The organism is Pseudomonas sp. NFACC08-1 (assembly GCF_900106735.1).
Lineage (GTDB): Bacteria > Pseudomonadota > Gammaproteobacteria > Pseudomonadales > Pseudomonadaceae > Aquipseudomonas > Aquipseudomonas fluorescens_Q.
Genome location: NZ_FNNL01000008.1, coordinates 215,676 through 235,024 on the forward strand (window position 1 = coordinate 215,676; position 19,349 = coordinate 235,024).

Annotated in this window: 19 protein-coding genes; 9 read left to right on the forward strand and 10 right to left on the reverse strand. The window is 61.4% G+C overall.

Going from position 1 to position 19,349, the window contains the following annotated elements; all coding sequences use genetic code 11:
• Positions 1–2 precede the first annotated feature (2 nt).
• Together cysZ and BLU76_RS18355 are read left to right on the forward strand one after the other, a co-directional pair.
• Positions 3–758: a sulfate transporter CysZ gene (gene cysZ, locus BLU76_RS18350; protein WP_063324418.1), complete on the forward strand. Its 756-nt coding sequence runs from the start codon at positions 3–5 to the stop codon at positions 756–758.
• A 40-nt stretch (positions 759–798) separates the two neighbouring features.
• A complete protein-coding gene (locus tag BLU76_RS18355) occupies positions 799–1,998 on the forward strand; it encodes a glycosyltransferase family 4 protein (RefSeq protein WP_092223764.1) in 1,200 nt (399 codons plus the stop codon).
• 137 nt (positions 1,999–2,135) lie between these two features.
• Here BLU76_RS18355 and BLU76_RS18360 read toward each other — a convergent pair whose 3' ends face one another.
• From BLU76_RS18360 to BLU76_RS18370, 3 genes are all read right to left on the reverse strand, one after another.
• Complete coding sequence (locus tag BLU76_RS18360) at positions 2,136–3,239, reverse strand: NADH:flavin oxidoreductase (protein WP_092223766.1); 1,104 nt, start codon at positions 3,237–3,239, stop codon at positions 2,136–2,138.
• A gap of 250 nt (positions 3,240–3,489) precedes the next feature.
• Positions 3,490–3,972 (reverse strand): glutathione peroxidase, encoded by a 483-nt coding sequence (locus tag BLU76_RS18365; protein WP_072344396.1) that lies wholly within the window; start codon positions 3,970–3,972, stop codon positions 3,490–3,492.
• 120 nt (positions 3,973–4,092) lie between these two features.
• Positions 4,093–4,578: an FKBP-type peptidyl-prolyl cis-trans isomerase gene (locus tag BLU76_RS18370; RefSeq protein ID WP_003205467.1), complete on the reverse strand. Its 486-nt coding sequence runs from the start codon at positions 4,576–4,578 to the stop codon at positions 4,093–4,095.
• On the opposite strand from BLU76_RS18370, the gene BLU76_RS18375 reads away from it, so the two are divergent.
• The 3 genes from BLU76_RS18375 to BLU76_RS18385 are packed head-to-tail and all read left to right on the forward strand — an operon-like array spanning position 4,547 to position 7,955.
• A complete protein-coding gene (locus BLU76_RS18375) occupies positions 4,547–4,891 on the forward strand; it encodes a DUF3565 domain-containing protein (protein ID WP_072344588.1) in 345 nt (114 codons plus the stop codon). The genes BLU76_RS18370 and BLU76_RS18375 overlap by 32 nt on opposite strands.
• 55 nt (positions 4,892–4,946) lie before the next feature.
• Positions 4,947–7,046, forward strand: coding sequence for a phosphate acetyltransferase (gene pta, locus BLU76_RS18380; RefSeq protein ID WP_063324414.1), 2,100 nt, complete (start codon positions 4,947–4,949; stop codon positions 7,044–7,046).
• The gene (locus BLU76_RS18385; protein ID WP_072344415.1) at positions 7,047–7,955 is read left to right on the forward strand and encodes an acyltransferase; all 909 of its coding nucleotides are present in this window, start codon (positions 7,047–7,049) and stop codon (positions 7,953–7,955) included. It abuts the gene before it with no gap.
• A gap of 132 nt (positions 7,956–8,087) precedes the next feature.
• On the opposite strand, the gene cysN is transcribed toward BLU76_RS18385, so the two are convergent.
• From cysN to BLU76_RS18405, 3 genes are all read right to left on the reverse strand, one after another.
• The gene (cysN, locus tag BLU76_RS18390) at positions 8,088–9,986 is read right to left on the reverse strand and encodes a sulfate adenylyltransferase subunit CysN (RefSeq protein WP_063324412.1); all 1,899 of its coding nucleotides are present in this window, start codon (positions 9,984–9,986) and stop codon (positions 8,088–8,090) included.
• A 9-nt stretch (positions 9,987–9,995) separates the two neighbouring features.
• The gene (gene cysD / locus BLU76_RS18395; RefSeq protein WP_003178041.1) at positions 9,996–10,913 is read right to left on the reverse strand and encodes a sulfate adenylyltransferase subunit CysD; all 918 of its coding nucleotides are present in this window, start codon (positions 10,911–10,913) and stop codon (positions 9,996–9,998) included.
• Between the two features lie 236 nt (positions 10,914–11,149).
• Complete coding sequence (locus tag BLU76_RS18405; protein ID WP_092149529.1) at positions 11,150–11,908, reverse strand: Nif3-like dinuclear metal center hexameric protein; 759 nt, start codon at positions 11,906–11,908, stop codon at positions 11,150–11,152.
• A gap of 104 nt (positions 11,909–12,012) precedes the next feature.
• On the opposite strand from BLU76_RS18405, the gene algW reads away from it, so the two are divergent.
• From algW to BLU76_RS18420, 3 genes are all read left to right on the forward strand, one after another.
• On the forward strand, positions 12,013–13,173 hold the full coding sequence (algW, locus tag BLU76_RS18410) for a Do family serine endopeptidase AlgW (protein WP_014340162.1): 1,161 nt from the start codon (positions 12,013–12,015) through the stop codon (positions 13,171–13,173).
• A gap of 330 nt (positions 13,174–13,503) precedes the next feature.
• Complete coding sequence (locus BLU76_RS18415) at positions 13,504–15,609, forward strand: TonB-dependent siderophore receptor (protein WP_092223768.1); 2,106 nt, start codon at positions 13,504–13,506, stop codon at positions 15,607–15,609.
• A gap of 10 nt (positions 15,610–15,619) precedes the next feature.
• Entirely contained in the window at positions 15,620–16,339 is a 720-nt protein-coding gene (locus BLU76_RS18420; RefSeq protein ID WP_092223770.1) for a DUF4198 domain-containing protein, read from the forward strand.
• A gap of 77 nt (positions 16,340–16,416) precedes the next feature.
• Here BLU76_RS18420 and BLU76_RS18425 read toward each other — a convergent pair whose 3' ends face one another.
• Genes BLU76_RS18425 through BLU76_RS18435 form a run of 3 tightly spaced genes read right to left on the reverse strand, consistent with a single transcriptional unit; the run spans position 16,417 to position 17,536 of the window.
• On the reverse strand, positions 16,417–17,040 hold the full coding sequence (locus BLU76_RS18425) for an SOS response-associated peptidase (RefSeq protein WP_063324407.1): 624 nt from the start codon (positions 17,038–17,040) through the stop codon (positions 16,417–16,419).
• 39 nt (positions 17,041–17,079) lie between these two features.
• Entirely contained in the window at positions 17,080–17,340 is a 261-nt protein-coding gene (locus BLU76_RS18430) for a putative signal transducing protein (protein WP_092149538.1), read from the reverse strand.
• A 13-nt stretch (positions 17,341–17,353) separates the two neighbouring features.
• Positions 17,354–17,536, reverse strand: a complete 183-nt coding sequence (locus BLU76_RS18435; RefSeq protein WP_092149541.1) for a CPXCG motif-containing cysteine-rich protein — start codon at positions 17,534–17,536, stop codon at positions 17,354–17,356.
• Positions 17,537–17,675: 139 nt separating this feature from the next.
• Between BLU76_RS18435 and BLU76_RS18440 the strand changes: the two genes are divergently transcribed.
• A complete protein-coding gene (locus BLU76_RS18440; RefSeq protein WP_092223772.1) occupies positions 17,676–18,842 on the forward strand; it encodes a 1-acyl-sn-glycerol-3-phosphate acyltransferase in 1,167 nt (388 codons plus the stop codon).
• Positions 18,843–19,052: 210 nt separating this feature from the next.
• On the opposite strand, the gene BLU76_RS18445 is transcribed toward BLU76_RS18440, so the two are convergent.
• Complete coding sequence (locus BLU76_RS18445) at positions 19,053–19,334, reverse strand: hypothetical protein (protein ID WP_063324405.1); 282 nt, start codon at positions 19,332–19,334, stop codon at positions 19,053–19,055.
• Between the last annotated feature and the right edge of the window lie 15 nt (positions 19,335–19,349).

The window sequence follows — 19,349 nt, forward strand, 5'->3', positions numbered from 1 at the left end:
CTATGCCCGCCCCCGTCCTGTCCGGCCCGCAATATTTGCGAGAGGGCCTCAAGCTGGTCTTGAGCCCGGGCCTGCGCTTGTTTGTACTCTTGCCCCTGGCGATAAACCTGGTGCTGTTCGTCGGATTGATTTACCTGGCCGGCCACCAGTTCAGCCTGTGGGTCGATACGCTGATGCCGTCGCTGCCGGACTGGCTCAGTTTCCTCAGCTATGTCCTCTGGCCCCTGTTCGTGGTGCTCGTCGTGCTGATGGTGTTTTTCACCTTCACCATGCTCGCCAACGTCATCGCCGCCCCGTTCAACGGCTTTCTCGCGGAAAAAGTCGAAGTGGTCATCCGTGGCACCGACGACTTCCCTGCCTTCAGTTGGGCCGAGTTGATTGCCATGATCCCGCGGACCCTCGGGCGGGAAGCGCGCAAGCTTGGCTATTTCCTGCCCCGCGCCCTGGGGTTGTTCGTGCTGTCGTTCATCCCCGTGGTCAACCTGGTGGCGGCACCGCTGTGGCTGCTGTTCGGCGTGTGGATGATGGCGATCCAGTACATCGACTACCCGGCGGACAACCACAAGCTGGGCTGGAACGAAATGCTCGCCTGGCTGCGGGAAAAGCGCTGGCAGAGCCTGGGCTTTGGCGGCAGCGTGTACCTGGTGTTGCTGATCCCGGTGGTGAACATCCTGATGATGCCGGCAGCGGTGGCCGGCGCGACGTTGTTCTGGGTCCGTGAGCAAGGTGCCGAGACCGCGTTGGCCCGCCAGGGCTGAGCCAGTCACAAATCCATCATCCTGGCGTCACAATGACGAAATGGCCCCGGTCGACACTGGGGTCATGACCACACCTCTGCACATTACCCTGATCACCGAAACCTTCCCGCCGGAAATCAATGGCGTGGCCAATACCCTGGGCCGCCTGTACGACGGCTTGCTCGCCCGCGGGCATCAAGTCGAGCTGATACGACCGCGCCAGGTCGACGACCAACGCCAGGCCAGTGACGAGCAGTTGCTGCTGTGCCGGGGCTGGCCGCTGCCGGGCTATCCGGGTTTGCAGTGGGGCCAGGCGTCGATGCACAAACTGCTCAGACGCTGGAAGCGCCATCGTCCGGACGTGCTGTACATCGCCACGGAAGGCCCCCTGGGTTTGTCTGCGCTGCGGGCGGCGCGACGCCTGGGCATCTCGGTGGTCAGTGGTTTCCACACCAATTTCCAGCAATACACCCAGCAGTACGGCCTCGGCTTGTTGAGTCGCGTGCTGACCCATTATCTGCGTTGGTTTCATAACCGCTCCAACCTGACCCTGGTCCCCAGCCTCAGTCAGCGCATGGAGCTGGAGCGTCGGCACTTCGAACGCGTGGCGCTCTTGTCTCGCGGCGTGGACAGCCAGCTGTTCCATCCGGCCAAGCGCTGCGCCACCCTGCGCGAAGCCTGGGGACTGGGCGACGACGACATTGCCGTGCTGCATGTCGGACGCCTGGCACCGGAAAAAAACCTGGGACTGCTCAAGCGCAGTTTCGACACGCTGTGCAGCGCTTTCCCGGGGCGACGGATGAAGCTGGTGGTGGTCGGCGACGGCCCGCAGCGGTCCGAGCTGGAACAGGAATTGCCCGAGGCGATCTTTTGCGGCTCGCAACGCGGCGAGGCGCTGGCCAGCCACTATGCGTCTGGGGATGTGTTTGTCTTTCCGAGCCTGACCGAAACCTTCGGCAATGTGGTGCTGGAGGCGCTGGCGTCCGGGCTGGGCGTGGTGGCCTACGACCAGGCCGCCGCCGCGCAGCACATTCGCCATGGGTACAACGGTGTGCTGGCAATGCCGGGGGATGAAGAAGCGTTCTGTGAGGGGGCCCGTTGGCTGCTGCAAGAGCGCGAGGCCTTGCGTTGCGTGAGGCTCAATGCGCGCCAACATGCCAGTCGCCAAGGTTGGGCGGCGGTGATCGAACAATTCGAGGCGCAGTTGCGTGGGGTTTGTGTCGGCGAATCAGTGATACCCGCTGCGCCGACAGTGCGCTGAGTCTTCGGCAATATTGAAATCGCCATCGCGAGCAAACTCGCTCCCACAGGGGATCTTTGTCGAACACCAGACTCATGCTCGCTGAAGATTAAATGTGGGAGCGAGCTTGCTCGCGATAGCGTCAGATCAGGCGCCGCTTAAACCAGGGTCATCAACGCCTCGCGACTGAACGGCAAGATCTCCTGCTCACGCCCTTCACGGACTTTTTGTGCCCAGTCCGGATCCACCAGCAGCGCACGCCCCACCGCCACCAGGTCGAACTCCTCGTTATTCAGGCGCTCCAGCAGTTTCTCCAGGCTGGCCGGTTGCGCGACTTTGTCGGTGTTGACCATGAACTGCAGGAACTCGCCATCCAGGCCGACGCTGCCGACGGTGATGGTGGGCTTGCCGGTGAGCTTGCGGGTCCAGCCGGCCAGGTTCAGCTCGGAGCCTTCGAACTCCGGCTCCCAGAAGCGCCGTGTCGAGCAGTGGAAAATATCCACGCCCGCCTCGGACAGTGGCTTGAGGAATTCGCCCAGGGCTTCAGGGGTTTGCACCAGACGTGCGGTGTAGTCCTGCTGTTTCCATTGGGAGAAGCGGAAAATGATCGGGAAACCCTCGCCCACCGCCGCGCGCACGGCACGAATCAATTCGATCGCAAAGCGCGAACGGTTGGCCAGGCTGCCGCCGTAACCGTCGGTGCGCTGGTTGCTGCCTTCCCAGAAGAACTGGTCCACCAGGTAGCCGTGGGCGCCGTGGATTTCCACCCCGTCCATGCCGATGCGTTGAGCGTCTTTTGCCGCCTGGGCGAACGCAGCGATAACCTCGTCAATGTCCGCCTGGGTCATGCCGTGGACCACCACCTGGCCGTCCTTGAGCTTTTCGCTCGGGCCATAGCCCGGCACGCTGGCGTCCGGCTCGGTGCCGATGCGTCGCACACTGCCCACATGCCACAGCTGTGGAACGATCTTGCCGCCTTCGGCGTGTACCGCATCAACCACTTTTTTCCAGCCGGCCAACGCGGCGTCACCATAGAAATGCGGCACGTTCGGGTAGCCGTTGGAAGCCTTGTGCCCCACCGTCGTGCCCTCGGTGATGATCAGGCCAACCCCGGCCGCCGCACGACGACGGTAATACTCGATCACCTTGCTGTTCGGCACGCCGCCCGGCGAAAAGGAACGGGTCATCGGCGCCATCACCACGCGGGTCGGCAGCTCGAGCGTGCCGAGGTGGAAGGGTTTGAACAGGGCTTTTACAGGCATGGGGGCACTCCACGGGACAAGGTCGCAGGTCGATATGACGGCGATAATATGTGCCGTGCCGAGTGCTGGGTAGCACTATTGATTGGAATGATTAAGGATTAAAAGGAATCGCAGCGGTGTTTGCTCAACCATGAAACCCTGTGGCGAGGGAGCTTGCTCCCGCTCGGTTGCGCAGCAACCGCAAAGAGAAGGGCTGCTACGCAGCCCAGCGGGAGCAAGCTCCCTCGCCACAGGGGGCAGCGCCGGGCTTTCAAGCCAGCGCTTTTTCGATCGCCTGGATCACCGTGGGGTCATCCGGCGCCGTGCGCGGCGAGAAACGCGCCAGCACCCGGCCGTCCTTGCCGAGCAGGAATTTTTCGAAGTTCCAGGTAATGTCCCCGGGAAACTCGGCCCCCTCGCCCGCCAGCAGGCGGTACAACTGGTGACGATCATGGCCGTTCACGTCCAGTTTGCTGGACAGCGGGAACGTCACGCCGTAGTTGAGGCTGCAAAAGTCCTGGATTTCCTGCTCGGTTCCCGGTTCCTGCCCGGCGAACTGATTGCAGGGCAGGCCCAGCACGCTGAAGCCCTTGGCCTTGTATTGCTGATAGAGATTTTCCAGCGCCGCGTATTGAGGCGTCAGGCCACATTTGGAGGCGACGTTGACCACCAGCACGACTTGCCCCTTGAACGGCGCCAGAGCAAGCTCCTGACCATCCAGGGCTTTGAGTTTAAGGTCGTGGAAAGCACTCATGACGAACTCCAGGTTGCGGATCTTTTCGAAACAGCCATGGTTGATGCTAACAGCAACCGACTAAAAAGGCGCCGTATGGCGCCTTTCCAGTTCACTGGTCATTTGAGCGTAGCGCACAAATCAGTGGTGATGGCCGCCTTCGCCATGGACGTGACCATGGGCAATTTCTTCTTGGCTGGCGTCACGGATGTCGACGATCTTGACTTTGAAGTTCAAACGCTGGCCGGCCAACGGGTGGTTGCCGTCAACGGTGACGTCGTCGCCTTCCAGGTCGCGAATGGTGACGATCTGCATCTGGCCATCGGGGGCGGAAGCGTGGAACTGCATGCCCACTTCCAGCTCATCAACGCCTTCGAACATGCTGCGGCTCAGGGTGCTGACCAGTTCGGCGGAGTACTCGCCATAGGCGTCTTCCGGCTCGACGGTAACGTTCAGGTCGTCACCGACCGTTTTGCCTTCCAGGGCTTTTTCCAGGCCCTGGATGATGTTGCCTGCGCCATGCAGGTAGACCAGCGGAGCGCCGCCGGCAGAGCTGTCGATGACCTCACCAGCGTCGTTGGTCAGGGTATAGTCGATGGAGACAGCCTTATTGGCGGCGATCAGCATGGGGCGAGACCTTTTGCATAAGAATGAAGAACGGACAAGTCTAAACAAGGATTTGCCCGAAAGCGAACGGAACCCGGACAAACGGACTTGCCCGAACAGACCGACGGTCACCGGCTTCCATCAGGACGAGGACGGGCACTGGGTGGCCGAGCTTTCCTGTGGCCATACCCAACACCTGCGCCACCAGCCACCCTGGCAGTCCCGGGCCTGGGTACTGGACCCTGCGCAGCGCATTGAAAAAATAGGCCAGCCCTTTGACTGCGGCTGGTGCGCACAGGCCCCGGTTAGCGATAACCTTGGCGACTGGAATTGATGGTAGATGACCAGTCATAGGTCACACCCTTGCCATGCTCCCTTAGAGAATCCGCATGCAAACTTTTTTTATCGCGCCCACCGATTTTGGTGTGGGCCTGACCTCCATCAGCCTCGGGCTGGTGCGTACCCTTGAACGAGCCGGGCTGAAAGTCGGCTTTTTCAAACCCATTGCCCAACCTCACCCCGGCGACACCGGGCCGGAACGCTCCACCGAGCTGGTGGCCCGCACCCATGGCCTCAAGCCGCCGCAGCCCCTGGGCCTGGCGCACGTCGAGCGCATGCTCGGCGACGGCCAACTCGATGAGCTGCTGGAGGAAATCATTACCCTTTATCAGCAGGCGGCCATCGGCAAGGACGTGCTGGTCGTCGAAGGCATGGTCCCGACCCGCAACGCCAGCTACGCCGCCCGGGTCAACCTGCACCTGGCCAAGAGCCTGGACGCCGAGGTCATCCTGGTGTCGGCACCGGAAAACGAAGTGCTGACCGAGCTGTCTGGCCGGGTAGAGTTGCAGGCGCAGTTGTTTGGCGGGCCGAAGGACCCGAAAGTTCTCGGGGTGATCCTGAACAAGGTCCGCACCGACGAAAGCATGGAGGCGTTTTCCGCACGGCTCAAAGAGCACTCGCCCTTGCTGCGCAGCGGCGATTTCCGCCTGCTCGGTTGCATCCCGTTTCGCCCCGAACTCAATGCCCCGCGCACCCGCGACGTGGCCGACCTGATGGGCGCGCAGGTGCTCAATGCCGGCGACTACGAAACCCGGCGCATGAGCAACATCATCATTTGCGCCCGCACCATGCGCAACACCGTGGAACTGCTCAAGCCCGGCGTGCTGGTGGTGACCCCCGGCGATCGCGACGACATCATCCTGGCCGTGAGCCTGGCAGCGATCAACGGCGTGCCGCTGGCCGGGCTGCTGCTGACCAGCGACACCCTGCCCGACCCGCGCATCATGGACTTGTGCCGCGGCGCCTTGCAGGCGGGGTTGCCGGTTCTGTCGGTAAGCACCGGCTCCTATGACACCGCTAACCTGCTCAACGGCCTGAACAAGGAAATCCCCATTGATGACCGTGAACGTGCAGAGATCATCACCGATTTTGTCGCCAGCCACCTGGACGCCAAGTGGCTGCACCAGCGCTGCGGCACGCCACGGGAAATGCGCCTGTCGCCAGCGGTGTTCCGCTATCAGTTGATCCAGCGCGCCCAGGCCGCCAACAAACGTATCGTGCTGCCCGAGGGCAGCGAACCTTTGACCGTCCAGGCTGCCGCCATTTGCCAGGCCCGGGGCATTGCCCGCTGCGTGTTGCTGGCAAAACCGGCCGACGTCGAAGCGGTGGCCCGCGCCCAAGGCATCGAACTGCCGCCGGGGCTGGAGATTCTCGACCCGGATTCGATTCGCGAACGCTACGTCGAACCCATGGTGAGGTTGCGCAAGAGCAAGAGCCTGAACGCGCCGATGGCCGAGCAGCAATTGGAAGACACCGTGGTCATCGGTACCATGATGCTGGCCCTGGATGAAGTGGACGGTCTGGTATCTGGCGTCATCCACTCCACCGCCAACACCATCCGCCCGGCGTTGCAACTGATCAAGACCGCGCCAGGCTGCTCACTGGTGTCCTCGGTGTTTTTCATGCTGTTTCCCGAAGAAGTGCTGGTCTACGGCGACTGCGTGATGAACCCACACCCCAGCGCTGCGGAGCTGGCGGAAATCGCCCTGCAAAGTGCCGACTCGGCCGCCGCGTTCGGCATCATGCCGCGGGTGGCGATGCTCAGCTACTCCAGCGGTGAGTCGGCCAGTGGCGAAGAAGTGGAAAAAGTTCGCGAAGCCACCCTGCTCGCCCACGAGGCCCAGCACGGCCTGTTGATCGATGGTCCGCTGCAATACGACGCCGCCGCCAACGAAACCGTGGCACGGCAATTGGCGCCCAACAGCCAGGTGGCCGGTCGGGCGACGGTGTTCATCTTCCCGGACCTCAACACCGGCAACACCACCCACAAGGCCGTGCAGCGCAGCGCCGATTGCGTCAGCCTCGGGCCGATGCTGCAAGGCTTGCGCAAACCGGTGAATGACTTGCCGCGCGGCGCCCAGGTCGACGACATCGTGTACACCATCGCCTTGACCGCGATCCAAGCCGCCAACCGACCTTTGGACATTTAAATGCTGGACTTTCTGCCTGCCCCCTTGCGCGGCGTCATTGCCTCGCTGCTGTTGGCGCTGAACACCATCGCCTGCTGCACACCGCTGTTCATCGTGGCGATCTTCAAGCTGTTGCTGCCCTTCCCCGCTGCCCAGCGCTTCACTGACTGGTTGATGGGCCACATCCACGAAGCCTGGATCAGCAACAACAAGGCCTGGATGAACCTGCTGCGTCGTACCCGTTGGCACCTCAGCGGCCTGGAGGGCCTGGACTACCAGCATTCGTACCTGATCACCAGCAACCATCAGAGCTGGGTCGATATCATGGTGTTGCAGTACGTGCTGAACCGACGCATCCGGCCGTTGAAGTTCTTTCTCAAGCAGGAACTGATCTGGGTACCGGTGATCGGCCTGGCCTGGTGGGCGCTGGGCTTCCCGTTCATGAAACGCTACTCCAAGGCTTACCTGGAAAAGCATCCGGAAAAGAAAGGCAAGGACCTGGAAACCACCCGCAAGACCTGCGCGAAGTTTCGCGACAATCCGGTGGGTATTTTCAATTTCGTCGAAGGCACGCGTTTCACCGAAGGCAAGCATGCCCAGCAGCAGTCACCGTTTCGCTACCTGCTCAAACCCAAGGCCGGCGGCATCGCGTTTGTGCTCGACGCCATGGGTGAACAACTGGAGTCGATCATCAACGTGACGATCCATTATCCGGGCGGGCGTCCGGGGTATTGGGATCTGCTGTGCGGCAAGATGGACGAGGTGGTGGTGCATTTCCAGGAACTGAAGATCCCACCGCAGTTCATTGGCAAGAACTACGATCAGGACGGCGTGTATCGCCTGGAGTTCCAGGGCTGGATCAACCAGTTGTGGCAGGACAAGGATGCGTTGCTTGCGCAGATGCACCGCGAGTATCCCTCTAAGTCTTGAGGTGTCTGTACTGGCCTCATCGCGAGCAAGCCCGCGATAGCGTCCCCCCAGACAACAAAAAGCCCGCCGATGATCACTCACCTGCGGGCTTTTACTTGCCGCTTGCAGCTAAAAACTTACAGCTGCACCTCTTTATATCGCCCCACGCTTGCGCAGCAGGTCCAGGACCTGCTTGACGCTTTCTTCCAGTGTCAGCGACTGGGTGTCGATCACCAGGTCGGCATCCAGCGGCACGTCATACGGGAAGGATTCGCCTGGGATGTTGTCGCCAGCGGCGGCATACAACCCTTGCGGATCACGCTGGGCGCACACCGCTGGCGAGGCCTGGACGTAGACCGTCAACAGACGCTCCTTGCCGATCAGGTCCTTGGCCTGCTCACGCCCTTCGGCATTTGGCGCAACGAACGCGGCGAGGGTCAGCAGGCCGGCTTCGTTGAACTGACGCGCGACGTGAGCCGCACGGCGCCAGTTCTCGGTACGTCCGGCACGATCCTGCGGCAGCCCCTTGTTCAGGTCATGGCGCAGGTTCTGGCCATCGAGGACGAAGACCGCACGCCCCATGTCGAACAACTTGCGCTCCACCGCATAGGCCAGGGTGCTTTTACCCGCGCCCGACAGGCCGCTGAACAACACCGTGGCCGGCTGCTGGCCGAAGCGCTGGGCACGCTCTTCCACCGACACGTGGGCCTGTTTGCCGTGGTGCGTGCTGCTGCCGTGAGCCAGCGGCTGGGCGACGATCATGCCGGCACCGACTGTGCCGTTGGTCAGGCGATCGATGACGATGAACGCACCGGTGGTGCGGTTGCTCTCGTAACCGTCCAGGGCAATCGGCGCATCCAGGGCGATCTTCACCTTGCCGATTTCGTTGAGCTGCAACGCGCTGGCCGGACCTTCTTCAAGGGTGTTCACATCCACCTTGTTGACGATGCTGGCAATCGAGCCCGGCACGTAACTGGTGGCGCGCTTGATGTCGTATTTCTTGCCCGGCAACATCGGCTCTTCGGCCATCCACACCAGCATCGCTTCGAAGCTGTCGGTGACCGGCGGCACGTTGTCGGCATGCACCAACAGGTCGCCACGGGAGATGTCGATCTCGTCTTCCATGGTCAGCGTGACTGCCTGGCCAGGACCAGCGTGTTCCAGCTCGCCTTCGAAAGTGACGATGGATTTCACGCGGCTGCTCTTGCCCGACGGCAGCACCACCACTTCGTCACCCTTGTGCACGATGCCGCTGGCGAGGGTGCCGGCGAAACCGCGGAAGTTCAGGTTCGGACGGTTGACGTACTGCACCGGGAAACGCAGGTCGGTGAAGTTACGGTCGCCCGCCACTTCCACCGTCTCGAGGATTTCCATCAGCGACTGGCCGGTGTACCACGGCGAGCGCTCGGATTTGTTCACCACGTTGTCGCCCTTGAGGGCCGACATCGGCACGAAGTGCATGCTGGTGGGCTTCATCTTCAAGCCTTCGGCGAACTTCAGGTAGTCGGCCTTGATCGACTCGAACACACCTTGGTCGAAGTCCTTGAGGTCCATCTTGTTGATGGCGACGACGATGTGCTTGATGCCCAGCAACGAGGCGATGAAGCTGTGACGTCGGGTCTGGGTCTGCACGCCATAGCGGGCGTCCACCAGGATGATCGCCAGGTCACAGGTGGACGCACCGGTGGCCATATTGCGGGTGTACTGCTCATGGCCCGGGGTATCGGCAATGATGAACTTGCGCTTGGCGGTGGAGAAATAGCGGTACGCGACATCGATGGTGATGCCTTGTTCGCGCTCGGCCTGCAGGCCGTCGACCAGCAACGCCAGGTCGATGTCGTCACCGGTGGTGCCGACTTTCTTCGAATCGCGGGTGATGGCTTCCAGGTGATCTTCGTAGATCATCTTGGAGTCGTGCAGCAGGCGCCCGATCAGGGTGCTCTTGCCGTCGTCGACGTTACCGCAGGTCAAAAAGCGCAGCAGCTCTTTACGCTCGTGCTGGCCCAGGTAGGCGAGGATGTCCTCGCTGATCAAATCAGATTGGTGCGACATGACAACCCCTTAGAAATAACCCTGACGTTTTTTATCTTCCATCGAGCCTGCGCCATCGTGGTCGATGACCCGGCCCTGGCGCTCGGAAGTTCGCGTCAGGAGCATTTCCTGGATGATGTCCGTCAGGCTCTCGGCCTCGGACTCCACCGCGCCCGTCAACGGGTAGCAGCCAAGGGTACGGAAACGCACTTTCTTCTTGACGATACGGGCTTTGTCTTCATCCGACAGGTGCTCGAGGATGCGCTCGTCGTCAATCATGATCAGCGTGCCGTTCTTCTCGATCACTTCCCGCTCGGCGGCAAAGTACAGCGGCACGATCGGGATGCCTTCGAGGTAGATGTACTGCCAGATGTCCAGCTCGGTCCAGTTCGACAGCGGGAATACGCGGATCGACTCGCCTTTGTTGACCTTGCCGTTGTAGACGTTCCACAGCTCCGGGCGCTGGTTCTTCGGGTCCCAGCGGTGCTTGCTGTCGCGGAACGAGTACACGCGCTCCTTGGCGCGGGATTTCTCTTCATCGCGACGGGCACCGCCGAACGCGGCGTCGAAACCATATTTGTCCAGGGCCTGCTTGAGGCCTTCGGTCTTCATGATGTCGGTGTGCTTGGCACTGCCGTGGGTGAACGGGTTGATGCCCTGCGCCACGCCGTCCGGGTTCACGTGGGTGATCAGGTCCAGGCCCAGTTCCTCGACCATGCGATCGCGAAACTTGTACATTTCCTGGAATTTCCAGCGGGTGTCGACGTGCATCACCGGAAACGGCAGCTTGCCGGGGAAGAACGCCTTGCGTGCCAGGTGCAGCATCACGGCGGAGTCTTTACCGATGGAGTACAGCATCACCGGGTTATCGAACTCGGCGGCCACCTCGCGGATGATGTGGATGCTTTCCGCCTCCAGCTGTTTCAGATGCGTCAGTTTGTCGACCATGGCTACTCACGAAAACTTTCTTATGAACGGCCAGCGGGCCGTGTTCGAGCGGGGAATCCTAGCACAGCGACCTCTTCTAATCAGGGCGCCAACTAGATCGAAACAGCATATGGATATGCCTGGTGGTTCGGGTATTGCAGTGAACGCTGTGGGAGCAAAGCTTGCTCGCGATAGCGGCGTCGCCTGTGCCGACGTCATCGCGAGCAAGCTTTGCTCCCACAAGGGATCTGAGTGAGTCAAATGGGATTCGGGCAATCGATGAAGATGTGCTCCAGGGCAAAGCGTCGCGCCAGGTAATCGCCCAATGCCTGGACACCGTAGCGCTCGGTCGCATGATGCCCGGCGGCGATGAAGCTGATGCCGTTTTCCCGCGCACTGTGGAACGTCTGCTCCGACGCCTCGCCGCTGAGATACAGGTCGACGCCGGCCAATACCGCCTGATCGATATAGCCCTGGCCGCCACCGGTGCACCAGCCAACCCGGCGGATCATCTGCTCGCCTTCGATCAACAACGGCTCACGCCCCATGACTTCCTGGACCTTGCGCGCGAAATCCCGGGCCGTCATCGGTTCGGACAGGGAGCCGACCAGGCCCACGATCTTGGGATTGTCCGGATCCAGCGGTCCCTCGACAGTGATGTCCAACTGGCGGGCCAGTTGCACGTTATTGCCCACCTCCGGATGCAGGTCCAACGGCAAGTGATAGGCCAACAGGCTGATATCATGCTTGAGCAAGGTCCTGAGACGACGCTGTTTCATGCCGGTGATGCAAGGGTTTTCGCCCTTCCAGAAATAACCGTGATGCACCAGCACCAGGTCGGCCTCGGCCTCGACGGCAGCGTCAAGCAAGGCCTGGCTGGCGGTGACACCACTGACAATGCGCATCACCTGGGGTGCACCTTCGACCTGCAGGCCGTTGGGGCAGTAATCGGCAATCCGGCTGCTGGCCAGGTAACGGTCCGCTTCTTCGACCAGGGTGTTCAGGGCTACCGCCATGAAAAGACTCCTAAATATCCCGTTCAGAGGCACGCGCGGCCTCGTATAATGCGCGACATTATGGGCGGTCTCATACCGCCTGCAACCTTTGTAGGACGTGCTTAATGCTCAAGGCGCTGCGTTTTTCCGGCTGGCCGCTGTTGGCCGGCGTGCTTGTCGCTCTACTGATTATCCAGCGCTACCCGGAATGGGTCGGCCTGCCAAGCCTTGATGTCAACCTGCAGCAGGCGCCGCAAACCAAGGCTGTGCAACAGGGGCCGGTGTCCTACGCCGACGCCGTGACCACCGCCGCGCCAGCCGTGGTGAACCTGTACACCACCAAGGTCATCAACAAGCCCAGCCATCCGCTGTTCGAAGACCCGCAATTCCGGCGGTTCTTCGGCGACAACTCGCCCAAGCAGAAGCGCATGGAGTCGAGCCTGGGATCGGGCGTGATCATGAGCCCGGAAGGTTATATCTTGACCAACAACCACGTCACCAGCGGCGCCGACCAGATCGTGGTAGCCCTCAAGGACGGTCGTGAAACCCTGGCGCGAGTGATCGGCAGCGACCCGGAAACCGACCTCGCGGTGCTGAAGATCGACCTCAAGAACCTGCCGGCCATCACCATCGGCCGCTCCGACAGCATCCGCATCGGCGATGTCACCCTGGCCATCGGCAACCCATTCGGCGTCGGCCAGACCGTGACCATGGGCATCATCAGCGCCACCGGACGCAACCAGTTGGGCCTGAACAACTACGAAGACTTCATCCAGACCGACGCCGCGATCAACCCGGGCAACTCCGGCGGCGCGCTGGTGGATGCCAACGGCAACCTCACTGGGATCAACACGGCGATCTTCTCCAAGTCCGGCGGCAGCCAGGGCATCGGCTTCGCCATTCCGGTGAAGCTGGCGATGGAGGTGATGAAGTCCATCATCGAGCACGGCCAGGTGATCCGTGGCTGGCTGGGTATTGAAGTCCAACCGCTGACCCAGGAACTGGCGGAGTCCTTCGGCTTGTCCGGGAGGCCCGGTATCGTGGTGGCGGGAATTTTCCGCGACGGCCCGGCGCAGAAGGCCGGCCTGCAACTGGGCGATGTGATCCTGAGCATCGATGGCGAGCCGGCCGGCGATGGCCGCCGCTCGATGAACCAGGTGGCGCGGATCAAGCCCACCGACAAGGTAACGATCCAGGTCATGCGCAATGGCAAGGAACTCAAGCTCACCGCTGAAATCGGCCTGCGCCCACCGCCGGCACCGGTGGTGCTCAAGGAAGAGCAGTAGCCGCGGGCAACTTCCCGGGTGGCCAGTCCTCCTGAATGCAGTTCATTTCAGAAAAATGATGGACCTGTGGCGAGGGAGCTTGCTCCCGCTCGGCCGCGAAGCGGTCGTAAACCGGCGGGTGCGGTGTGTGTCTGATGCTCCGCATTGGCAGGTTTTGGGGCCGCTTCGCGGCCCAGCGGGAGCAAGCTCCCTCGCCACAAAAATCCTATCCGCTCCGCCAAAGTGATCCCCCTGGCAAACCCATCCAGATTTCACTTGAAATTACAGATAGCATAAATTCTCATTAGTAGTGTTATATTGTTTCAACTATAAGATTTGGAACAACATAACATGTCATCTCTAACACGGATGTCTTTCGCCAGCCTGGCCTTCGGCCTTTTGGGCGATCCGGCCTACGCCGAGGAAATCCAACCGCTGGAACTGGACGCCATCAGCGTGACGTCCGACTACGAATCCCCCTCCGGCCCCGTCACAGGCTATCGCGCCACCCGCTCCGCCAGTGCCACCAAAACCGACACCGCCCTGCGCGACATCCCGCAATCGATCAGCGTGATTCCCGCCAGCGTGCTCAAGGACCTGGGCAGCACCAACGTCGAACGGGCATTGGAATACGCCGGCGGTGTATCGAAGCAGAACAACTTCGGTGGCCTGACGCTCTACGAATACAGCGTGCGCGGCTTCACCACATCGGAATTCTACAAGGACGGCTTCAGCGCCAACCGCGGTTATCCAAGCACCCCGGACGCCGCGAACATCGAACGCATCGAAGTACTCAAGGGCCCAGCCGCCAGCCTGTATGGACGGGGCGATCCCGGCGGTACGGTGAACATAGTCACCAAGAAACCCCAGCCCGAAGCCTTCACCACCTTGCAAACCAGCGCTGGCAGTTGGGATCGCTACCGCACTGCGCTGGACGTCAACACGCCACTGGACACCGAAGGCAACGTGTTGTCGCGGGTCAATCTGGCGGTCGAGGACAACAATAGCTTTCGCGACCATGTCGGCAGCAAACGTGTTTTCGTTGCGCCTTCCATCAGTTGGCAACTGAACCCCGATACGCGGTTGCTGGTGGAAAGCGAAATCGTGCGCCACAGCTCGACGTTCGACCGCGGCATCGTCGCTCCGAACAATCGCTGGAGCGGCGTTTCCCGCTCGACGTTCCTGGGCGAGCCCAACGACGGCGACATCGACAATCACAACAACATGCTCCAGGCCGCCCTCGAGCATCAGCTCAACGACGCCTGGCAGTTACGCTTGGCCAGCCATTACAAGCAGGGTGAACTCTGGGGATTCGCTTCCGAAGCACGCCCGTTGAATACCGACGGCCACACGGTGAACCGCCGCTACCGCGAGCGCGACAACAATTGGCACGACAGCATCACCCAACTTGAATTGCGTGGAATGTTCGACCTCGGCCCCTGGCAGCACGAACTGTTGATCGGCACGGAATATGAGGACTATCGCAAGAACGAGCGCGTGACCACCATCAACGGCAGCGCTTATCCCATCGACATTTATCAACCGATTTACGGCCAGCCAAAACCTGATGGCAAACGCACCGGCCCCGATTTTTTCGAACATGTACAAAACCGTGCACTGAACCTGCAGGACCAGATCGTCTTCACCGACAAGCTGCGGGGCATGCTCGGCGTGCGCTATGAGCATTTCGAGCAAAGCATCGACGACCACAACACCCACCTCACCAGCCTCCAACGCCACGACGCCCTGACGCAACGGGCCGGCCTGCTGTATCAGTTGACGCCCGAGGTCGGCCTGTTTGCCAACGCCTCCACCTCGTTCAAACCCAACAACGGCCTGGATGCCGGCGGCAAGACTTTCGATCCCGAGGAAGGGGTCGGCTATGAAGTGGGGATCAAGAGCGAGTTGTTCGACGATCGCCTGAGCACCACCCTGGCGGCGTTCCATATCGAGAAGGAAAACGTCCTGAGCCCGGTCGCCGGCACCGACTTCAGCCGCGCCATTGGCAAGGCCCGCAGCCAGGGCATCGACTTGCAGTTGACCGGGCAGGTGACCGACGCCGTGCGGGTGATCGGCGCCTATGCCTACATCGACGCCGAAGTGACCAAGGGTGACCCGGGAAACCCCACAGGCAGCCGGATCCTCGGCGTCGCTAAACACAGCGGCAGCCTGCTGGGGGTCTACGAATTCCAGGATGGGCACCTGCGCGGCTCGGATGTTGGCGCGGCGTTCACTTACGTCGGCGATCGCTCGGGCGAAGCCGGCAAGGATTTCGAACTGCCGGCCTACCACACCGTGGACCTGCTGGCCCATTACAAGGCCAGCGATGACGTCACCGTGGGCCTGAACCTGAATAACGTCTTCGACGAAAAATACTACGAACGCTCCTACAGCAATTACTGGGTCACTCCCGGCGATCCGCGCAACTTCACTGTCAGCCTCACCCTCGATCTATAAGGAAGTCAGCATGAAATACCCCAAGACCTTCGCCCTGCTTGGCCTGCTCCTGGCCACACAGGCCTCGGCCCATGGCCTGTGGACCGAACAGCGTCGCGGCAACGTCGAAGTGATCTACGGCCACGGTGCCGAAGACAATGCCTTCAAGGCGCAGAAAATCAGCGGTGCCTGGGCCTATGACCTGGGCGGCAAGATGATCCCCGTCACCGTAGAGCGCCTGCCGGACCACGCCCGCCTGCAACCGCTCAAGCCGCCAGCGGTGCTGGCCGTGGCGCTGGACAACGGCATGTGGTCCCAGACGGCCGACAAGAAGTGGATCAACGAAGGCCGCAGCAAAGTACCCGGGGCGATCGAATCGACCCATACGTTCAAATACAGCCTGGCGATCTATGAGCCGGGGGCGAAACTGCCGACGCTTGCACCGATCAAGTTCGTGATCCTGCCGGAAGTCGACCCGCTGACCGTTGGTCCGGGCCAGTCATTGCCGGTACGGGTGCTGCTGGACGGCAAACCCGCGGCTGGTGTGAAACTGGTGGGCGACTACCGCAGCATGCCGAACACCGTCTCGACTGAAACCGACGCAGAAGGCCGGGCCAAGGTGCTGGTGCGCAACGAAGGCTTGAATGTGATCGCGGCGCAGATGGAAATTGCGCTCAAGGACAACAAGGACGTGGCCACCCGTGGCGTGTTCACCTCATTGACCTTCCTGGGTGAGCCGCATCACGAGTAACGCCCAGAACCTAATGTGGGAGCGAGCTTGCTCCGGGCGGCGATCCGACGATGAGGCCGGCACAATCACCGCAACGCTCAAGCCGGAGTCAAGCACTCCGGCCCATTGAGTTTCGGATCATTGACCATATTGGCCAATACCCGCTCGCGCAATGGCGCCGGCTCGCTTGCCAGCAGCCCTTGCAAAGCATGCAGCGGTGTCTCGGGGTCGAGCCACAGGCGCTGGCCTTCTTCGTCCAGAATCAACGGCCGGCGCTGGCCCGCCGCCGGTTGAGTGATGACCGCCGTGCTCAGCCACACCTGTTCCTGCACCGGATACGCTTCCCAGATCGCGGCGAAAAACAGCGACGAACCCTCCCCCGGCGTCAACCAGTACGGACGCTTGCGCGTACCGCCGCGCCATTCATAGAAACCATTGGCCGGCAGCAGGCAACGGCGCAGGCGCAAGGCCTCGCGGAACATCGGCTGCTCGGCCACGGTTTCGGCCCGGGCATGGGCCGGCGTGCGGGACAGGTCGGTCAACCAAGGCGGCGTCAGGCCCCAGCGCGCCCGGGCCAGTTCGCGCTGGCCCTCGGCGTCGGCCCGCAGGATCAGCACCGAATCGTTGGGCGAAATGTTCCATTGAGCCTTCTGATCGGCGGGAAAACCGGGCAGGGCCGCGAAGGTGGGGTTCCAGCGAAACAGGGCATAACGTCCACACATGGGGCAACACGACTCTTGATCGAACAAACGGCCGCCAGCCTAACAGACCAGCGTACCGGGATAGCTGTCCGGTTCATCGCCGGGCAACGGCAGTGCGGCATTGTACGCGGCGATCAACTCCCGGGCGTATTGCGCCTGGTCATCTTCCACCGCCAGTCCCAGCAAGCCCTGCATGGGCAACTCCCCCGCACCGCCCAGCAAATCGCGCCCCACCAGATGCGCCGTGATGCCTTCACTGGCAAGCATGCCTTGCAACAACTCGCCTTCCATCAGGTTTTCCAGCTCGTAGATTCGCTGCATCGGTGTCGCCCCGTCAGTCGTTTTCGCTGAAGACCTCGAGATGCCATTCCTCACCATGGACCTGCAACACAAAGGTGATTGGCCGGCAACAGACCTGACAATCCTCGATGTAGTCCTGATCACCGCCGGACAAGTCCAGGGATGTCTCTACGTCCTCCCCACAATACGGACATTCATAATGAGCGCTTTCCAGCATCGCGGTCTCCCAGGTGACTTGTGCGTATAATCGCCGGTCTATTTGCAGGGCTATTTTTGTCTGGCTTATCTTCCAGACCGTGCCCTGTCGTTTTTTCGTTAGAACCTTTACTTACCCTAGCCGTTTCCAACAAGAGAGCATGATGGGCGAATTCGATGCCATCCGACCTTACGACGACAGCGAAGTCCCAGCGGTGCTGGCACGACTGCTCGGCGATAAGGCGTTTCTAGATATCCTCACCCACTTCCGCTTCCCACGCCTGGCCGGCGCCTTCGGCTGGATGCTCAAACCCCTTATAGCGCAAAGATTGCGCCGTGAGTTCGCCGGAGTGACGTCGGTCGCCACGTTGCAGGACAAAGTGGAGTTCTATGTCGACCACACCATCGAGCGCGCCACCGACGGCGTGACCTATACCGGGGTGGAGCAATTCAAGTCCGGCAGTGCGTATCTGTTCATCGCCAACCACCGCGATATCGTGATGGACCCGGCCTTCGTCAACTACGCCGTATACCACGCCGGCCTGCCGACCCCGCGCATCGCCATTGGCGACAACCTGCTGCAAAAGCCCTTTGTCAGCGACCTGATGCGCCTGAACAAGAGCTTCATCGTGCACCGCTCCATCACCGGGCGGCGGGAAAAAATGGCGGCGTACCAGTTGTTGTCGGCGTACATCAACCATTCGATCCGCAACGATTGCGCCTCGATCTGGATCGCCCAGGCCGAAGGACGGGCCAAGGACGGTGACGACCGGACCGAATCGGCGATCCTCAAGATGTTCCACATGAGCCGCAAGGACGAGCCGTTCGGCGAAGTGATCCAGTCACTGAACCTCACCCCGGTGTCGATCAGCTACGAATACGACCCGTGCGACCAGGCCAAGGCCCGCGAGTTGTACATCCGCGCAACCACCGGCACCTACACCAAGGCTCCGGGCGAGGACGACGTGAGCATCGCCAAGGGCATCACCGGCTACAAGGGCCGGGTCCACGTGAACTTCGCCGCGCCCATCACCGAGCTGTTCGAGGACACCAAGCAACTGGCCCAGGAGATGGATCGGCAGATTCTCGGCGGCTACCGCCTGTTCCCGGTGCATTACCTGGCTTATGCCCAATGGGACGACGCCGACCCGCAGTTGCAGGTGCCCAAGGCGGCCGAGGTGTTCGGTGCCGAGGAGCTGGTCAAGGCCCAGGAAGAATGGCAACGCCGGCTGGACGCTTGCCCGCCGGAACACCGGCCGTTCCTGGTGCTGCAATATGCAACGCCGGTGCGTAATCAGTATCGGGTCAAGGCGGGGTTGGCGCTTTAAGCGACAGGTCTGAGGACACGGGTTCCCTGTGGCGAGGGAGCTTGCTGTGGCGAGGGGATTTATCCCCGCTGGGCTGCGCAGCAGCCCCAAACCCTGACAGCTCGGTAAGTCTGGTCGATCACATCAACCTGATCAGGGCTGCTACGCAGCCCAACGGGGATAAATCCCCTCGCCACAGACCACCATGCCCCGATCAAAACGGTTATCTCATCAGAACTGCGTACTGATCCACGACATCAGCAACGCCAGCGCCAGGCAGCCAAAGCCAAACCGGTAGAAAAACCGGTTCATCCGCTGAGTGGCCAGATCCAGCAGCGCTTCGAAGCGTTCGTTGCCATCGCGATTGCGCGCTTCAAGGCAAGCCCGCGCCCGTTGTTCACGGCGGCGCGTCGCATGCAGCACCCAACCGCCCGGGCAGGCAAACAGCAACGCAAGCAAGTTGATCAGTTTGGCGGGGTGGGCGGCGAACAACGAAAGCAGATGCAGCGACATCACGAACCTCAAGCG

Coding starts and splice junctions, on each gene's coding strand:
- cysZ (WP_063324418.1), top strand. CDS start 3: ATGCCCGCCCCCGTCCTGTCCGGCCCGCAATATTTGCGAGAGGGCCTC.
- BLU76_RS18355 (WP_092223764.1), top strand. CDS start 799: ATGGCCCCGGTCGACACTGGGGTCATGACCACACCTCTGCACATTACC.
- BLU76_RS18360 (WP_092223766.1), bottom strand. CDS start 3,239: ATGCCTGTAAAAGCCCTGTTCAAACCCTTCCACCTCGGCACGCTCGAG.
- BLU76_RS18365 (WP_072344396.1), bottom strand. CDS start 3,972: ATGAGTGCTTTCCACGACCTTAAACTCAAAGCCCTGGATGGTCAGGAG.
- BLU76_RS18375 (WP_072344588.1), top strand. CDS start 4,547: ATGGAGACAGCCTTATTGGCGGCGATCAGCATGGGGCGAGACCTTTTG.
- BLU76_RS18370 (WP_003205467.1), bottom strand. CDS start 4,578: ATGCTGATCGCCGCCAATAAGGCTGTCTCCATCGACTATACCCTGACC.
- pta (WP_063324414.1), top strand. CDS start 4,947: ATGCAAACTTTTTTTATCGCGCCCACCGATTTTGGTGTGGGCCTGACC.
- BLU76_RS18385 (WP_072344415.1), top strand. CDS start 7,047: ATGCTGGACTTTCTGCCTGCCCCCTTGCGCGGCGTCATTGCCTCGCTG.
- cysN (WP_063324412.1), bottom strand. CDS start 9,986: ATGTCGCACCAATCTGATTTGATCAGCGAGGACATCCTCGCCTACCTG.
- cysD (WP_003178041.1), bottom strand. CDS start 10,913: ATGGTCGACAAACTGACGCATCTGAAACAGCTGGAGGCGGAAAGCATC.
- BLU76_RS18405 (WP_092149529.1), bottom strand. CDS start 11,908: ATGGCGGTAGCCCTGAACACCCTGGTCGAAGAAGCGGACCGTTACCTG.
- algW (WP_014340162.1), top strand. CDS start 12,013: ATGCTCAAGGCGCTGCGTTTTTCCGGCTGGCCGCTGTTGGCCGGCGTG.
- BLU76_RS18415 (WP_092223768.1), top strand. CDS start 13,504: ATGTCATCTCTAACACGGATGTCTTTCGCCAGCCTGGCCTTCGGCCTT.
- BLU76_RS18420 (WP_092223770.1), top strand. CDS start 15,620: ATGAAATACCCCAAGACCTTCGCCCTGCTTGGCCTGCTCCTGGCCACA.
- BLU76_RS18425 (WP_063324407.1), bottom strand. CDS start 17,040: ATGTGTGGACGTTATGCCCTGTTTCGCTGGAACCCCACCTTCGCGGCC.
- BLU76_RS18430 (WP_092149538.1), bottom strand. CDS start 17,340: ATGCAGCGAATCTACGAGCTGGAAAACCTGATGGAAGGCGAGTTGTTG.
- BLU76_RS18435 (WP_092149541.1), bottom strand. CDS start 17,536: ATGCTGGAAAGCGCTCATTATGAATGTCCGTATTGTGGGGAGGACGTA.
- BLU76_RS18440 (WP_092223772.1), top strand. CDS start 17,676: ATGATGGGCGAATTCGATGCCATCCGACCTTACGACGACAGCGAAGTC.
- BLU76_RS18445 (WP_063324405.1), bottom strand. CDS start 19,334: ATGTCGCTGCATCTGCTTTCGTTGTTCGCCGCCCACCCCGCCAAACTG.